The following is a 15,633-nucleotide window of genomic DNA, read 5'->3' as shown; positions in this document are numbered from 1 at the left end:
GGTGCGACCTACGGACGGCTGCTCTGCGCACCGTTGCAACTCCGGTCCGCGGCACGGCGGTTCGACCACGGCGGCCGTCGGACGAGCGGTCGGCCAACCGACGGGGGCACGGTTTGTGGGGGACGTGATGGACTTCGGCACGCGGGGCCCCGAGGCCCCGGCCGACCTCGCCTGGTTGCGAGGTGTGGATGCCTACACGATGGGGGCCTATCCGCAGGCGGAGGAGGAGTTCCGCACCGCGGTACGGATCGATCCCGGGATGGCCGACGGCTGGCTCGGTCTGCACGCGCTGCGCGTCGACACGACGACCGCGCTGCTGCGGATGTTCCGGCACCGGGACCGCTTCGGGGAACAGCGCGCGCGACATCGGCGGACCATCAACTCCTGGTACTGGCTCGGCTGGTGGGTGCAGCCGGTGCTGGAGAGCCCGCGCGATCTGCTGCTGGCGCACGCCTCGCACTGGCTGGACGGCCGGCACGTCCCGGAGCTGGACCGCGCGCTGGCCGGGCTCCCGCCCGTGGACACCGATCACCAGGTCCGCTTCCTGCACGCCTGCCGGGCCTATCTGGTCAAGGACTGGGACCAGCTCGTCCGGCACACCGACCCACTGCTCGACGACACGATGCTCGGCATCGAGGCGGGCCTGTTCGGCGGCATGGCGCGGGTCCGGCTGGAGACGTACGGGCAGGCCGAGCCGCTGCTGTCGGCCGCGCTGATGCGGTGCCGCAGCGAGCAGCCGCAGCGCAAGGAGCTGCGGTACTGGCTGGCCCGCGCGCACGAGGGCACGGGCCGGTCCGCCGCCGCTCTCCCGCTCTACCGTGCCGTGCACCGCGTCGACCCCGCCTTCATGGACACCTCGGCCCGGCTCGCGGCCATCGCCGAGAGCGACGGATACGACGACCCGGCCGACCTCGCGGCGATCACCCTCACCGGGATCGGACCGGACCTGGGCGACGGACCCGACGGACTCGACCCGCTCTTCGGCATCGAGGGACGGGACCTGAAGCTGTCGGACCCCGATCTGCCGCCGACCGGTCCGCTGCCGTCGGTGGTCGACCCGGCGGTGCGCGAGAGGACGGCCGTACCGGCGCATCAGCTGCCCGCCGGGCCCACCGACCCCCAGTTACTCGAGGAGGCGCTCGCCGAGCTCGAGCGCATGGTCGGGCTGGAGCCCGTGAAGCGCCAGGTCAAGGCCCTGTCCGCCCAGTTGAACATGGCCCGGCTGCGCACCGGGCAGGGCCTGCCGGTGCAGCCGCCCAAGCGGCACTTCGTCTTCTCCGGCCCCTCCGGCACCGGCAAGACCACGGTCGCCCGCATTCTGGGCCGTGTCTTCTACGCCCTCGGGCTCCTCGGCGGCGACCATCTCGTGGAGGCCCAGCGGGCCGACCTGGTCGGCGAGTATCTGGGCCAGACCGCCGTGAAGGCCAACGAACTCATCGACTCCGCGCTCGGCGGGGTCCTCTTCGTCGACGAGGCCTACTCCCTCTCCAACACCGGCTACGGCAAGGGCGACGCGTACGGCGACGAGGCCCTCCAGGTGCTGCTGAAGCGGGCCGAGGACAACCGGGACCACCTGGTGGTGATCCTCGCCGGCTATCCCGAGGGCATGGACCGGCTACTGGCCGCGAACCCCGGCCTGTCCTCGCGCTTCACGACCCGCGTCGACTTCCCTTCGTACCGTCCCCTCGAACTGACCTCGATCGGCGAGGTGCTCGCCGCGGAGAACGGGGACGTGTGGGACGAGGAGGCGCTGGACGAGCTGCGCTCCATCGCCGGGCATGTGGTCGACCAGGGGTGGATCGACGAGCTGGGCAACGGGCGGTTCCTGCGGACGCTGTACGAGAAGAGCTGTGCGTACCGGGATCTGCGGTTGTCGACCTATCCGGGAGCCTTGACGAGGGACGACCTGTCGACGCTGCGGCTGCCCGACCTGATGCAGGCCTACGGCGAGGTGCTGTCGGGAAGGGGCCCGCAGGATCCGTCGGCCATGTGACGGATCCCGCGAGCCGGTGCGCGATCAGCCGGCCAGTGCCTCTTCCGGCTCCCCGGTGTTCACCCGCGGCGCAGTCACCCGTACCTCCGGCAGCTCCCGGTGCGCAGGGTCGCGTACCTCGCCGACCAGGAGTTCCAGTACGTCCTCCAGCGCGACGAGCCCCAGCACCTTGCCGGATGCGTCGGCCACCTGGGCGAGGTGGGTCGCGGCGCGGCGCATGACCGTGAGGGCGTCGTCCAGGGGCAGTTCGGAGCGCAGCGTCGTCATCGGGTGCCACACCTGCTGCGGCACCGCGCGCTGCGACTCCTCCAGGTCCAGTACGTCCTTCACGTGCAGGTAGCCCATGAAGGCGCCGTTCTCCGCAGCGACCGGGAAGCGGGAGTAGCCGGTGCGGGCGGTGAGCGCGACGATCTGGCCGGGGGTGACCGACGGGCTGACGGTCACCAGGGACTCACGCTTCAGCAGGACGTCCGTCACCGGGCGGGAACCCAGCTCCAGGGCGTCCTCCAAACGTTCCTGCTCCTCGGGGTCGAGCAGGCCCGCCTGGCCGGAGTCCTCGACGAGCCGGTTCAGCTGCTCGCTCGTGAACACCGCCTCGACCTCGTCCTTCGGCTCGACCCGGAAGAGCCGCAGGATGGCATGCGATACGGCCCCGAGGGCCACGGTGATCGGCTTGCAGAAGCGGGCGAACCAGACCAGGCCGGGGCTGAGCCACAGCGCGACCTTCTCCGGCGCCGCCATCGCCAGGTTCTTCGGCAGCATCTCGCCGATGACCAGGTGGAAGAAGACCACCGCGGCGAGCGCGATGACATAGGTGAGCGGGTGGATCAGGCCGTGCGGCAGGTGGATCCACTCGAACACCGGCGTCAGCAGGTGCGCCACCGTCGGCTCGGCGACCGCGCCGAGCGTCAGGGAGCAGACGGTGATGCCGAACTGGGCCGCCGCCATCATCTGCGGCAGCCGCTCCAGGCCGTACAGCACCTGACGGGACCGTGCGGTGCCCAGCGGTTCGATCTGGCTGCGGCGGACCGAGACGAGGGCGAACTCGGCGCCGACGAAGAATCCGTTGGCGAGCACGAGCAGCCCGGCGAAGAGGAGTTGGAGCACGCTCATCGGGCGACCTCCACCACGGCACCGGTCCGGACCAGCCGGACGCGCTCGGCGCGGTAGTGGCCGACCCGGCGCACCGACAGCCGCCAGCCCGGCAGTTCCGCCTTGTCGCCGACAGCCGGGATACGCCCGAGCAGGTCGGCGACCAGTCCGGCGACGGTCTCGTACGGCCCCTCGGGCACGTCGAGTCCTATGCGCTGGAGGATGTCGACCCGGCAGCTGCCGTCCGCGTCCCAGGCGGGCCGGCCGTCCTCCGGCGGGGCGGCGGCGATTTCTGGCAGGTCCTGGCCGTCGTGCTCGTCGCGGACCTCGCCGACGAGCTCCTCGACGATGTCCTCCAGCGTGACCACCCCGGCCGTGCCGCCGTACTCGTCGACGACGACCGCGATGGGCTGCTCGCTGCGCAGCTGGGCGAGGAGGGGCTGGACCGGGAGGGTCTCGGGGACCAGCAGCGCCGGGCGGGCGATGCGGCCGACCGGGGTGCGCAGACGATCACTCGAACGGATCGCCAGGGCGTCCTTCAGGTGAACCATGCCGACGATCTCGTCGATCTTCTCCCGGTAGACCGGGAAGCGCGACAGACCGGTGGCGCGGGTCAGGTTCACCACGTCCTCGGCGGTCGCCGACGACTGGAGCGCACTGACCTTCACGCGCGGGGTCATGACGTGCTGCGCGGTGAGTTCGGCGAGCGACAGGGTCCGTACGAAGAGGTCGGCGGTGTCCTGTTCCAGGGCGCCGGCCTGGGCGGAGTGCCGGGCCAGGGAGACCAGCTCCCCCGGCGTGCGGGCGGAGGCCAGCTCCTCGGCGGGCTCGATGCCGAGCGCGCGGACGAGACGGTTGGCGACGGAGTTCAGGCCGGCGATCACCGGGCGGAACAGGGTTGCGAAGGCGTGCTGCGGGCCGGCGACGAAGCGCGCGACCTGCATCGGCCGGGACACCGCCCAGTTCTTCGGCACGAGCTCGCCGATCACCATCTGCACGGCCGAGGCCAGCAGCATGCCGACGACCACGGCCACACCGGACACCGCGCCGTCGGGGATCCCGATCGCGGAGAAGGGGCCGCCCAGCAGCTCCGCGAGCGCCGGTTCGGCGAGCATGCCGACGACCAGGGAGGTGATGGTGATGCCGAGCTGGGTGCCGGAGAGCTGGAAGGACAGTTCCCTGAGCGACTCGACGACCCGGTGGGCCCGTCGGTCGCCTTCCGCGGCGGCCTTCTCGGCGTCCGTCGCCTCGACCGTGACCAGGCCGAACTCGGCGGCCACGAAGAAGCCGTTGGCGAGAATCAGGAGGAACGCGGCTGCGAGAAGCAGCAAGGGGATGCTCATGATGCCGCCGCCCCGGTATGTCGGGAGGGGGCGGCGCAGGTACTACAGGACGATCCGTCCATCGCTGGAGGGAATCACTCCTCGGGTAGCAGGGACTTCGGATGGCCGGTTGGACCACCAAAGGCGGAGGCGTCACAAAAACGCCTCCGCCAACAGATTAATCAAGACATCGCGATTTACGGCAGGGGGAATGCCCCCGAGTCAGCCCTTGGGGCCCTTCTCAGCCCTGGTGCTCCTCGGGATCCCTGATGGAGCGGGCCTCGGCGAGCGCCCGCAGGGTGCGTGCGTCGGCGATGGCGCGCTGCTTGGCGATGCCCGGCTGGATGCCGAGCGCGGGCAGGCTGGTGCCGTCGCTGAGGTTGAGGAACACCCAGGGGTCGCCGGGGCGGAGGTTCACCTGAACGATCTCGGCCCACTCCAGACGGCGCCTGGTGGCGATGTTCACCACGGTGACGCCGGACTCGTCGGCGACGACCTTCACCCGCGCCAGCATGGCCAGCACGCCGAACATCAGCGCGCCGGTGAGGACGAAGCTGAGCCGCTCCCCCGGGCCGAGCTTCTCCAGCAGCAGCGCGACCGCCGTGATGACGACGAAGATCGCGGTGCCGGCGGTGAGCAGGACGGCCCGGGTGCGACCCGGCCGGAACGTGAGGGGCAGGGTGGGCAGTTCGGAAGACATCGGTGTACGGCCCCTCGGCTCAGAGGCGGCAGGCGTGGATGGCCGTGGTCAGGATGGCCCGCGCCCCGATGTCGTACAGGTCGTCCATGATCCGCTGGGCTTCCTTGGCCGGGACCATCGCCCGGACGGCGACCCAGCCCTCGTTGTGCAGCGGCGACACGGTCGGTGACTCCAGGCCCGGAGTGAGGGCGACGGCCTTCTCGAGCTGCTCGACGCGGCAGTCGTAGTCCATCATCACGTACGTCCGCGCGACCAGGACACCCTGCAGGCGGCGCAGGAACTGCTGCACCTTGAGCTCCTCGGCGTCCGCGCCGGTGCGGCGGATGACGACGGCCTCGGACTTCATGATGGGCTCGCCGAAGACCTCCAGGCCCGCGTTGCGCAGGGAGGTACCGGTCTCGACGACGTCGGCGATGACCTCGGCGACCCCGAGTTCGATGGCGGTCTCGACGGCACCGTCGAGGTGCACGACGGAGGCGTCGATGTCCTGCTCGGCCAGGTGGCCGGCGACGATGCCCTCGTAGGAGGTGGCGACCGTCTTGCCCTTGAGGTCGTCGATGCCGTTCGCCGTGCCGGGCTTGGCGGCGAAGCGGAAGGTGGAGCGGGCGAAGCCGAGCGGCAGGATCTCCTCGGCGTCCGCGTCGGAGTCGATCAGCAGATCGCGGCCGGTGATGCCGATGTCGAGCCTGCCGGAGGACACGTAGATCGCGATGTCGCGCGGGCGCAGGTAGAAGAACTCGACCTCGTTCACCGGGTCGACGATCCGCAGTTCCTTGGACTCGCGGCGCTGCTGGTAGCCGGCCTCATGCAGCATCTCCGCCGCAGGGCCGGACAGGGAACCCTTGTTGGGGACGGCGATGCGCAGCATGAGGTCGGCTTCCTTCGTTCGCTCTTACGGTGTGCGGGGGTGGTGGTGCTCAGAGGTGGGCGTAGACGTCGTCCAGGGAGATCCCGCGGGCGACCATCATCACCTGGACGTGGTACAGCAGCTGCGAGATCTCCTCGGCCGCCGCTTCCTTGCCCTCGTACTCGGCGGCCATCCAGACCTCGGCGGCCTCTTCGACGACCTTCTTGCCGATGGCATGGACGCCCTTGCCGACCAGCTCGGCGGTGCGGGAAGTGGCGGGGTCGCCGTGGGTGGCCTTGTGCTGGAGCTCGGTGAAGAGCTCCTCGAACGTCTTATTGGACATGGTGCCGCTCAGCCTATGCCACATGTGCCTTTCGTCAGTGCCAGGGTTCAGATACTGAGCGGAGGGTCGCCGCCGTCGCCACGGCCGCCGTCACCGCCTCGTGCCCCTTGTCCTCGTTGGAGCCCTCGATGCCCGCACGGTCCAGGGCCTGTTCCTCGGTGTCGCAGGTCAGCACGCCGAAGCCGACCGGGACACCGGTCTCGACCGACACCTGCGTCAGGCCCTGGGTCACGCCCTGGCACACGTACTCGAAGTGGGGGGTGCCGCCGCGGATGACGACGCCGAGGGCGACGATCGCGTCGTAGCCGCGGCCCGCGAGGACCTTGGCGACCACCGGCAGTTCCCAGCTGCCGGGGACCCTCAGCAGGGTCGGCTCGTCGATGCCCAGGTCGTGCAGGGCGCGCAGGGCGCCGTCCACCAGACCGTCCATCACCTTCTCGTGCCACTGCGCCGCGATGACCGCGACCCGCAGGTCGCCCACATTGCGTACGGACAGTTCGGGTGCGCCCTTGCCGCTCACGTTCTCAGGTCTCCTCGGTGTGCTTCTACTGGTTGGTGCAGGTGGTCAGGGGGGCCACGGGTGCCGGGTCCAGCCAGGGCAGGTCGTGTCCCATCCGGTCCCGCTTGGTGCGCAGGTACGTCAGGTTGTGCTCGCCCGCCTGTACGGGCATCGGCTCCCGCTCGGTGACCTTGAGGCCGTACCCGAGGAGCGCGTCGGACTTGTCGGGGTTGTTGGTCAGCAGGCGCACGCTGCGCACGCCGAGGTCGGCCAGGATCTGTGCGCCGGCGCCGTAGTCGCGGGCGTCGGCGGGCAGGCCGAGTTCGAGGTTGGCGTCGAGGGTGTCGCGGCCGCGCTCCTGGAGTTCGTAGGCGCGCAGCTTGGACATCAGGCCGATGCCCCGGCCCTCGTGTCCGCGCAGGTAGACGACGACGCCGCGGCCCTCGGCCTGGATGCGCTCCAGGGCCGCCTCCAGCTGGGGTCCGCAGTCGCAGCGCAGGGAGTGGAAGACGTCGCCGGTGAGGCACTCGGAGTGGACGCGGACGACGACCTCCTCGCCGTCGCCGATCTCGCCGTGGACGAGGGCGACGTGCTCGACGCCGTCGACGGTGGAGCGGTAGCCGTACGCCGTGAAGGTGCCGTGCGCGGTGGGCAGGTGGACCTCGGCCTCGCGGCGGACGGTGGGCTCGGCCGGGGCCGGTCGCTGCTCCGCCCGGGTCGGCTCCTGCTCGGCCGGCTTCGGGAGTTCGGCGCCCCGGAGGTGGGCGATCAGGTCCTCGATGGAGATGATGCTCAGGCCGTGCTTGCGGGCGAACGGGATCAGCTCGGGCAGCCGCAGCATCTCGCCGTCCTCGCCTGCGATCTCGACGATGGCACCGGCCGGGCGCAGCCCCGCGAGCCGGGCGAGGTCGACGGCGGCCTCGGTGTGGCCGTTGCGGACGAGGACGCCGCCGGGCCTGGCGCGCAGCGGGAAGATGTGGCCGGGGCGGACGATGTCCGACGGCTCCGCCTTGCCGCTCGCGAGGAGCTGGAGCGTGGTCGACCGGTCGGAGGCCGAGATGCCCGTGGTCACGCCGTGCGCGCCCGAGGCGTCCACGGAGACCGTGAACGCGGTCTTCATCGACTCGGTGTTGTCCTCGACCATCTGCGGCAGCCCCAGCCGGTCCAGCTCCTCGGGCTCCATGGGGGCGCAGATCAGGCCGCGGCACTCGCTCATCATGAAGGCGACGATCTCGGGGGTCGCGTGCTCGGCGGCGATGACGAGGTCGCCCTCGTTCTCCCGGTCCTCGTCGTCGACGACCACGACCGGGCGGCCCGCGGCGATGTCGGCGATGGCCTGCTCGACGGGGTCGAGTGACCAGTCCTCGATGCCTTCGGCCTTGTGGGTGCTGTACAGAACGGGTGCCGTGGTCATGCCGGCGCTCCTTCCAGGACGGGCCGCGCGTCCTTGCGGGAGCGCAGCCACCAGTCGCGCATGCCCCACAGGACGAGTGCGCCGTAAATGACGTAGACGAAGCCGGAGAAGGCGTAGCCGTTGGCGAAGTTCAGGGGCACGCCGACCAGGTCGACGAGCAGCCAGGCGAACCAGAACTCGACCATGCCGCGCGCCTGCGCGTACATGGCGACGACGGTGCCGACGAAGATGTAGGCGTCGGGCCAGGGGTCCCAGGACAGGGTCGGGTACGCCTTGAAGAGCAGCGCCACCGCGACGGTGCCGGCGGCGGCCGCCGCGGCCATCGCCCCGCGCTCGCGCCAGGTGGCGAACCGTACGGCGATGTGGCCGTCCTCGCCCTGCCCCTTGCCGCGCTGCCACTGCCACCAGCCGAACAGGGCGACGAGCATGACGACGGCCTGCTTGCCGGCGCTGCCGGTGAGGTGGCCGTAGAAGGCGCCGAAGAGGATCAGGCCGGCCAGGAACTGCACGGGCCAGGTCCAGATCGAGCGCCGCCAGCCGAGGGCGAGGGCGGCCAGGCCGAAGAGGTTGCCGACCATGTCCGACCAGAGGATGTGCTGGCCGAAGAGGGTGAAGGCCTCGGAGTTCAGCGAGTTCACTTGGCCGTCGCCCCTTCGGAGGAGCCGTGGTCGGAGGAGCCCCGGTCGGAGGAGACCCGGTCGCCCAGCATCCGCTCGACGTACTTGGCGATGACGTCGACCTCGAGGTTGACCGGGTCGCCGGGCTGCTTGAGGCCGAGCGTGGTCAGGTCGAGGGTGGTGGGGATGAGGCTGACGGTGAAGTAGTCGGGTCCGGCGTCGACGACGGTGAGGCTGATGCCGTCGACGGTGATGGAGCCCTTCTCGACGACGTACCGGGAGAGGTCCGCGGGGAGCGAGATCTTCACGATCTCCCAGTTCTCGGAGGGCTTGCGGTCCAGCACCTCGCCGGTGCCGTCGACGTGGCCCTGCACGATGTGGCCGCCGAGGCGGTCACCCACGGCAGTGGGGCGTTCGAGGTTGACGCGGGAGCCGACGGTGAGGGCGCCCAGGCTGGAGCGGTTGAGGGTCTCGGCCATGACGTCGGCGGTGAACTCGTCGCCCTCGTGATCGACGACCGTGAGGCAGACGCCGTTGACCGCGATGGAGTCGCCGTGTTTTGCGCCTTCAGTGACGACGGGGCCACGCAGTCGGAAGCGACAGGCGTCGTCGAGGGTCTCGACGGCCGTGACCTGGCCCAGCTCTTCGACGATTCCGGTGAACACTTCCCGGGTCCTCCTGCCACATCGGGGCACGGACTCCGGGGCTGTCGATGACGACAGAATGTACGAGCAGAGACACCGAGGGCGACGCCGGACAGGGCTCGCCTCAAGGACGAACCGGTACGGCGGCGCGCACGAATGCCCGCCCGCCGCGCACTGCCTCCCATCCGGACTTTAACCGTCGGTCCAGGAATTTCACCTGGTCAACCGGCCGCTGGAGGCGACCGGGTCGCGGACTGTAACCGCCGGTTCGGACTTTCACCGACCCCGGAGTGCGCTGCTACTGGTACAGAGCCAGTGTGCCACGCCTGATCGGCGTCCATACGGGCGAATGTTGTGGGGTGGCTCACAGGCCGCTCGGCTGGACTTCTCCACTCGGAGACGGCGCCGGGATTCGGCCGTACTCATGGACCGTTCACCTATTGGTCCATACCTATTGACTGACTGGTCTAGTCCTCTTTAGGGTCTGCCCAACTTCCGTGGAGAGGAACCGACTTGCTGTCCCCCTCACGCAACCGGGCGAGACCCGCCCTGCTCGCCGTCCTCGGCACGGTCGCCGGCCTGGTTCTCGCCGGACTCCCGGCGACCGTCTCGCACGCCGCCGACAACGAGTCCTGCCGCCCCGACGGCCTCTACCGGACGCCCGACGTCGACGTCCCGTACTGCTCGGTCTACGACTCGGCCGGCCGCGAGAAGATGGGCGCCGACCACCAGCGCCGGGTGATCGGCTACTTCACCGGCTGGCGCACCGGCAAGGACGGCACCCCCGCCTACCTCGCCTCCGACATCCCGTGGGACAAGGTCACCCACCTCAACTACGCCTTTGCGCACATCGACGGCAGCAACAAGATCTCCGTCGGCTCGGACGGTGCGACCAACCCGGCGACGGGCATGACCTGGCCCGGCGTGAGCGGCGCGGACATGGACCCGGCGTTCCCCTACCAGGGCCACTTCAATCTGCTGAACAAATTCAAGAAGCAGCACCCGGACGTCAAGACGCTGATTTCGGTGGGCGGTTGGGCCGAGACCGGCGGCTATTTCGACGACAGCGGCACGCGCGTGAACTCGGGCGGCTTCTACTCGATGGCCACGAACGCCGACGGCTCCGTCAATCAGGCCGGTATCGACACGTTCGCGGATTCGGCGGTCGGGTTCATCAGGAAGTACGGATTCAACGGCGTCGACATCGACTACGAGTACCCGACGTCCATGAAGGACGCGGGCCACCCGTTCGACTGGCCGGTCTCCAACGCCCGCCGGTCCGGCCTGGTCAAGGGCTATGCCGCCTTGATGAAGACGCTCCGCGAGAAGCTCGACCGCGCGGGAGCCGCGGACGGCAGGCACTATCTGCTTTCCGTCGCGGCGCCCTCCAGCGGATATCTGCTGCGCGGCATGGAGACGTTCCAGGTCCAGAAGTACCTGGACTACGTCAACATCATGTCGTACGACCTGCACGGCGCCTGGAACGAGTACGTCGGCCCGAACGCCTCGCTCTTCGATGACGGAAAGGACGCCGAACTCTCGGCGGCGGGCGTGTATTCCACGTCCCAGTACGGCGGAATCGGCTATCTGAACACCGACTGGGCTTACCACTACTTCCGCGGTTCGATGCCCGCGGGCCGGATCAACATCGGACTCCCCTACTACACCAGGGGATTCAAGAACGTCACGGGCGGCACGGACGGACTGTGGGGCAAGGCGCCCTCGACGACGTGTCCGGCGGGTTCCGGACTGACCAAGTGCGGGGACGGGGCCGTCGGGATCGACAACCTGTGGCACGACCTCGACACCGCCGGCAAGGAGTCGCCGGCGGGTTCGAACCCCATGTGGCACGCCAAGAACCTGGAGAAGGGGGTCGTCGGGGACTACGTCACCGAGTACGGCTTCCCGGCCGACACCCGGCTGAGCGGCACGTACGCCCGCAAGTACGACTCCACGCTGGTGGCGCCCTGGCTGTGGAACGCCGAGAAGAAGGTGTTCCTGTCCACCGAGGACGAGCAGTCGGTGAACGCCAAGGCCGACTATGTCGTCGACCAGGGCATCGGCGGCACGATGGTGTGGGAGCTGGCCGGGGACTACGGCTGGAACGCGGGCAAGGGCCAGTACGAGCCGGGGTCGACGCTCACCTCAGCGATGTACGAGAAGTTCAAGTCGGCCTCCCCGTACGGCGCGAAGCGGTCCACGATCGACCTTCCGGCCGAGGCGCTGGACATCGACGTCGAGTTCGGGCAGTTCCCGCTCGGCGACTCCAACTACCCCATCAGCCCCAAGCTGAGGATCACCAACAACTCGACGGCGACACTGCCCGGCGGAACGGAGTTCCAGTTCGACTACGGCACCTCGGCGCCCGGGAACGCCAAGGACCAGTCGGGCTGGGGGACTTCGGTGACCCGCAGCGACCACACGGGGAGCAACGTCGGCGGGCTGAAGGGCGACCACCACCGGGTCTCGCTGAAGCTGCCCGGCTGGCAGACGCTGGCGCCGGGGGCGTCGGCGGAGCTGGACCTCGTGTACTACCTGCCGGTGTCGACACCGTCGAACTGGACGGTGACGTTCGGCGGGAAGACGTACACGCTGGCCGGGGACCTGGCACGCGGGCCGACCGTCGTGCGGCCGGGGCCGGGAACCCCGTCCCCCACTCCGACCTCTTCCGGTGGAGAGTGCACGGGCCCCGTCTGGAACGCCACGACGGAATACGGCGGAGGCAGCACGGTGTCCCACGAGGGGCACTCGTGGAAGGCCAGGTGGTGGACCAAGGGCGAGGAGCCCGGCACCACCGGTGACTGGGGTGTGTGGCAGGACCTCGGAGCCTGCTGAGCCCCGCGCAGACGGCCCGGCGGCGGTGACGACGGCCCTTGCCCGCCGCCGGGTCTCCCAACGACCGCCGGCGGCGGCTCTGGCAGGGTGAAGGTCATGACGACCGCGATCGCCGACGAGTTCGAGACCCACCGCCCCCGGCTGTTCGGCCTGGCCTATCGCCTGCTGGGCTCCGCCGACGAGGCCGAGGACACCGTCCAGGACGCCTATCTGCGCTTCAGCGGTGCCGACCGTGACGTGATCGAGTATCCGGGGGCCTGGCTCGCCAAGGTCGTCACCAACCTCTGCCTCACCCGTCTGACTTCGGCCAGGGCCCGGCGCGAGCAGTACGTCGGGCCCTGGCTGCCGGAGCCCGTGGTCACCTCGGACGGCACGCTCGGGCCCCTGGAGTCCGCCGAGCAGCGGGACGCCGTGTCCATGGCGATGCTGGTGCTGCTGGAGCGGCTCACCCCGACCGAGCGGGCCGTGTACGTGCTGCGGGAGGCGTTCGCGTACGGCCACCGGGAGATCGCCGAGGTGCTGGAGCTGACCGAGGCCAACTGCCGGCAGCTGTACCGGCGGGCGGTGCAGCGGGTGGGTGAGGAGCGGTCGCGGTTCGAGTCGACTCCCGAGCGGCAGGAGGAACTGGTCAGGTCGTTCCTCACAGCGGCCCGCGACGGGGATCTCGGTGGACTGGAGAAGCTCCTCGCGGCCGATGTCGTCTGGTCGAGCGACGGCGGTGGCAAGGTCTCGGCGGCCCGGCGGCCGATCGAGGGCCGGGACAAGGTGTTCCGCTTCCTGGCGGGTGCCACCCGGACGTTTCTGGCCGGCATGCACTTCACTGCGGTCGAGATCAACGGCTCGACCGCGCTGGCCGCCTGGGAGGGCGACACGCTGCTCACGGTGGTGGCCTTCGAGCTGCGGGACGGGCTGATCGCGCACGCGTGGGCCATGGTGAACCCGGACAAGCTGGACTTCGTACGCCGTCAGCTGGCGCGGGCGTAGCAGGGTCGCCGCAGGGGGCACGTCCGGTGCTGTCACATTTCAGCCGGGGTACTCGGTCTCACCTGATGAGGGGCGCTCCACCCGGGAGCGCCCGGCGTCCGAAGGGACCAACAGCATGACCACGATCCTGGTGACCGGCGGTACCGGAACACTCGGCCGGCTCGTCAGCGAACGGCTGCGTGCGGACGGGCACGAGGTGCGGGTGCTCAGCAGGCGTGCCCAGCCGTACGCCGTCGATCTCCGCAAGGGCGGCCCCGGTCTGGACGTGGCGCTGCAAGGCGTGGACACGATCGTGCACTGCGCGAGCTCGCAGGGCGGCGGCGACGAGAAGGCGGCGGCGCATCTGATCGCGGCGGCGCGCAGGGCCGGGGTACGGCACCTGGTCTACATCTCGATCGTCGGCGTCGACCGGGTGCCGTACGGCTACTACAGGTCCAAGCTCGCCGTGGAGAAGTTGATCGAGGAGTCGGGGCTCAACTGGACCGTGCTGCGCGCGACCCAGTTCCACGACCTGCTGGTGAGGGTGCTCGGCATGCTGTCCAAGCTGCCCGTCCTGCTGCTGCCGGCCCGCGTGAAGGACCAGCCCATCGAGGTGGCGGAGGTCGCGGACCGCCTCGCCGAACTGGCCCTCGCCGACCCGGCCGGCCGGGTCGAGGACATCGGCGGCCCCGAGGTACGCACCTTCGACTCCCTGGCCCGCGCATACCTGAAGGCGACGGGCCGCAAGCGGGCGGTGGTGAACTTGCCGCTGCGGGGCAAGGGGTACGAGGGGTTCCGCTCGGGCGGGCATCTGGCGCCGGGGCATGCGGTGGGGAAGGGGACGTTCGAGGAGTACTTGGAGCGGCGGTTCGGGGGCGGGCGGGGGGTCTGAGGGCGGCTCTCCGGGCCGGCGGGCACCTGACCTGGACCTCTGCGCTGGGGGAAGCGGGGTTTGATCGGCGGCCCGGTGTGGGCCGCCGGCCAGGACGGCCCTGAGCCGCAGCGCCGGCATCCTCGCCAGGAAGGGGCTGAGGCGGCCCGTACGGCCGAGCGCGTCAGCGGTCGGGCGGGGCGAACAGATCGTCCTGGGCGGCATCCCGTGCGGTGAGCAGCGCTCCACGCAGAACGGCGCCGCCGCCCAGGCTGCTGGGGCGCACCACCGTGGCCAGGGGCGACATCCTCCGGACCCGCACCTCCACCCGCCCGGCGAGTTCCTCTCCCCCGGCCTGCCCGACCTCCCCGCCGAGGACCACACAGCCGGGGTCGAGGATCGCGACGACGGAGGCCACACCCAGGGCGAGGCGGTCGGCCAGGGCATCGAGGAAGCGGTCGGAATCGCCGGCAGCGTGCCCGCCGACCAACGCCACCGCTTCCCTCACCACCCGCGCCGCCGCCGGCTCATGCACGGACGCCCCCTCGACACTCGCCCCGTGCGCCCCCGCCAGCTCCACGATCGCCGCCGACCCCGCGAGCGAGTGGAAGCCGCCCTCGCAGTCCACCGCCGACGGCGGCCCCGACGTGCCCGGCACCGGCAGGAATCCGATCTCGCCGGTACCGCCCGAGGCGCCGCGGCGCAGCGCGCCGTCGAGGACCACCGCCGCGCCGGTGCCGTGACCGAGCCACAGCAGGACGAAGGTGTCCCGGTCCCGGGCCGCCCCGTCGCGCTGTTCCGCGAGGGCGGCGAGGTTGGTCTCGTTCTCGACGTTGACGCGTGCCTCGGGGAGCCGTTCCTGAAGGGCTGCCACCAGGCGGCGGTGCCATTCGGGCAGGCCCGTGGAGTCACGCAGCTCACCGGTCGCCGGGTCGATCAGGCCCGGCGCGCCGATCCCGACCGTATGGAGCCGGTCCGCCCCCGCCTCCTTGGCGACCCGCTCCACCAGCGCCACCGCCTGCTCCACCGCGGGCCCGGTCCCGATGTCGCCGCCGATCGGCACCGACGCCTCGGCGAGCACGGCCCCGACCAGGTCGGAGACGACGACGGAGACCCCCTCGGTACGGACGTCCAAGGCCGCCAGATGGGCGCGGTCCGCGACGATGCCGTACAGCTTGGCGTTCGGGCCGCGCCGCTGTTCCCCGGCCTCGCCGACCACCGCGATCAGGCCGGCGGCGGTGAGGCGCTCGACGAGGTCGGCCACGGTCGGCCGGGACAGTCCGGTCAGCTGCTTCAACTGCCCTGCCGTCAACGGGCCGTCCTGCTGGAGCAGTCGCAGGGCGAGCCGGTCGTTGATGGCCCGGGCGGTGCTCGGGGATGCGGGCATGCCGGGATCCTTCCAGATCGGCGGGGCGGGCAGCGGACGGCGAGGGCGGGGGCTTGGGGCCCGGGCCGGGGGCCGGTTAATTCTCTATCTATCAGGCAGGGTTCCT

Annotated in this window: 14 protein-coding genes and 1 riboswitch; of the genes, 4 read left to right on the top strand and 10 right to left on the bottom strand. The window is 70.6% G+C overall.

The features are described 5' to 3' along the window. Positions 1 to 127: 127 nt before the first annotated feature. Positions 128 to 1,993: an AAA family ATPase gene (locus tag OG331_RS39865; RefSeq protein WP_406205973.1), complete on the top strand. Its 1,866-nt coding sequence runs from the start codon at positions 128 to 130 to the stop codon at positions 1,991 to 1,993. A 24-nt stretch (positions 1,994 to 2,017) separates the two neighbouring features. Here the strand turns inward: OG331_RS39865 and OG331_RS39860 are convergent, their stop codons facing one another. The 9 genes from OG331_RS39860 to OG331_RS39820 form a co-directional block, all read right to left on the bottom strand. Next, positions 2,018 to 3,106, bottom strand: a complete 1,089-nt coding sequence (locus OG331_RS39860; protein ID WP_406205970.1) for a hemolysin family protein — start codon at positions 3,104 to 3,106, stop codon at positions 2,018 to 2,020. Continuing rightward, entirely contained in the window at positions 3,103 to 4,428 is a 1,326-nt protein-coding gene (locus tag OG331_RS39855) for a hemolysin family protein (RefSeq protein ID WP_406205968.1), read from the bottom strand. Before OG331_RS39855 ends, OG331_RS39860 begins: the two co-directional genes overlap by 4 nt. A gap of 220 nt (positions 4,429 to 4,648) precedes the next feature. Continuing rightward, positions 4,649 to 5,107, bottom strand: coding sequence for a PH domain-containing protein (locus tag OG331_RS39850; protein ID WP_406205965.1), 459 nt, complete (start codon positions 5,105 to 5,107; stop codon positions 4,649 to 4,651). A gap of 19 nt (positions 5,108 to 5,126) precedes the next feature. Beyond that, on the bottom strand, positions 5,127 to 5,975 hold the full coding sequence (gene hisG, locus OG331_RS39845; protein ID WP_406205962.1) for an ATP phosphoribosyltransferase: 849 nt from the start codon (positions 5,973 to 5,975) through the stop codon (positions 5,127 to 5,129). A gap of 49 nt (positions 5,976 to 6,024) precedes the next feature. Continuing rightward, positions 6,025 to 6,297 (bottom strand): phosphoribosyl-ATP diphosphatase, encoded by a 273-nt coding sequence (locus OG331_RS39840; protein ID WP_406205959.1) that lies wholly within the window; start codon positions 6,295 to 6,297, stop codon positions 6,025 to 6,027. Positions 6,298 to 6,331: 34 nt separating this feature from the next. Continuing rightward, positions 6,332 to 6,817 (bottom strand): 6,7-dimethyl-8-ribityllumazine synthase, encoded by a 486-nt coding sequence (gene ribH / locus OG331_RS39835; RefSeq protein WP_030946752.1) that lies wholly within the window; start codon positions 6,815 to 6,817, stop codon positions 6,332 to 6,334. Between the two features lie 25 nt (positions 6,818 to 6,842). Next, the gene (locus OG331_RS39830) at positions 6,843 to 8,210 is read right to left on the bottom strand and encodes a bifunctional 3,4-dihydroxy-2-butanone-4-phosphate synthase/GTP cyclohydrolase II (RefSeq protein ID WP_406205956.1); all 1,368 of its coding nucleotides are present in this window, start codon (positions 8,208 to 8,210) and stop codon (positions 6,843 to 6,845) included. Further along, positions 8,207 to 8,848 (bottom strand): nicotinamide riboside transporter PnuC, encoded by a 642-nt coding sequence (locus OG331_RS39825; protein WP_406205953.1) that lies wholly within the window; start codon positions 8,846 to 8,848, stop codon positions 8,207 to 8,209. The genes OG331_RS39830 and OG331_RS39825 overlap by 4 nt, the downstream gene beginning before the upstream one ends. Beyond that, positions 8,845 to 9,492 (bottom strand): riboflavin synthase, encoded by a 648-nt coding sequence (locus OG331_RS39820; protein ID WP_406205951.1) that lies wholly within the window; start codon positions 9,490 to 9,492, stop codon positions 8,845 to 8,847. The genes OG331_RS39825 and OG331_RS39820 overlap by 4 nt, the downstream gene beginning before the upstream one ends. A gap of 146 nt (positions 9,493 to 9,638) precedes the next feature. Beyond that, a riboswitch (FMN riboswitch) is annotated at positions 9,639 to 9,769 on the bottom strand. A gap of 215 nt (positions 9,770 to 9,984) precedes the next feature. On the opposite strand from OG331_RS39820, the gene OG331_RS39815 reads away from it, so the two are divergent. The 3 genes from OG331_RS39815 to OG331_RS39805 all read left to right on the top strand — a co-directional run bounded on the left by OG331_RS39815 (position 9,985) and on the right by OG331_RS39805 (position 14,161). After that, positions 9,985 to 12,306, top strand: coding sequence for a chitinase C-terminal domain-containing protein (locus OG331_RS39815; protein WP_406205948.1), 2,322 nt, complete (start codon positions 9,985 to 9,987; stop codon positions 12,304 to 12,306). A gap of 96 nt (positions 12,307 to 12,402) precedes the next feature. After that, entirely contained in the window at positions 12,403 to 13,290 is an 888-nt protein-coding gene (locus OG331_RS39810; RefSeq protein ID WP_406205946.1) for an RNA polymerase sigma-70 factor, read from the top strand. Positions 13,291 to 13,405: 115 nt separating this feature from the next. Continuing rightward, positions 13,406 to 14,161: an SDR family oxidoreductase gene (locus tag OG331_RS39805; protein ID WP_406205943.1), complete on the top strand. Its 756-nt coding sequence runs from the start codon at positions 13,406 to 13,408 to the stop codon at positions 14,159 to 14,161. Positions 14,162 to 14,324: 163 nt separating this feature from the next. Here the strand turns inward: OG331_RS39805 and OG331_RS39800 are convergent, their stop codons facing one another. Then, on the bottom strand, positions 14,325 to 15,527 hold the full coding sequence (locus OG331_RS39800; protein ID WP_406205940.1) for an ROK family transcriptional regulator: 1,203 nt from the start codon (positions 15,525 to 15,527) through the stop codon (positions 14,325 to 14,327). Between the last annotated feature and the right edge of the window lie 106 nt (positions 15,528 to 15,633).

Origin of the sequence: Streptomyces sp. NBC_01017 (assembly GCF_045162795.1) — a bacterium.
Classification (GTDB): domain Bacteria; phylum Actinomycetota; class Actinomycetes; order Streptomycetales; family Streptomycetaceae; genus Streptomyces; species Streptomyces machairae.
This window is presented reverse-complemented; position numbering and strand designations above follow the sequence as displayed.

Coding starts and splice junctions, on each gene's coding strand:
- OG331_RS39855 (WP_406205968.1), bottom strand. CDS start 4,428: ATGAGCATCCCCTTGCTGCTTCTCGCAGCCGCGTTCCTCCTGATTCTC.
- OG331_RS39850 (WP_406205965.1), bottom strand. CDS start 5,107: ATGTCTTCCGAACTGCCCACCCTGCCCCTCACGTTCCGGCCGGGTCGC.
- hisG (WP_406205962.1), bottom strand. CDS start 5,975: ATGCTGCGCATCGCCGTCCCCAACAAGGGTTCCCTGTCCGGCCCTGCG.
- OG331_RS39860 (WP_406205970.1), bottom strand. CDS start 3,106: ATGAGCGTGCTCCAACTCCTCTTCGCCGGGCTGCTCGTGCTCGCCAAC.
- OG331_RS39800 (WP_406205940.1), bottom strand. CDS start 15,527: ATGCCCGCATCCCCGAGCACCGCCCGGGCCATCAACGACCGGCTCGCC.
- OG331_RS39830 (WP_406205956.1), bottom strand. CDS start 8,210: ATGACCACGGCACCCGTTCTGTACAGCACCCACAAGGCCGAAGGCATC.
- OG331_RS39840 (WP_406205959.1), bottom strand. CDS start 6,297: ATGTCCAATAAGACGTTCGAGGAGCTCTTCACCGAGCTCCAGCACAAG.
- OG331_RS39805 (WP_406205943.1), top strand. CDS start 13,406: ATGACCACGATCCTGGTGACCGGCGGTACCGGAACACTCGGCCGGCTC.
- OG331_RS39810 (WP_406205946.1), top strand. CDS start 12,403: ATGACGACCGCGATCGCCGACGAGTTCGAGACCCACCGCCCCCGGCTG.
- OG331_RS39865 (WP_406205973.1), top strand. CDS start 128: ATGGACTTCGGCACGCGGGGCCCCGAGGCCCCGGCCGACCTCGCCTGG.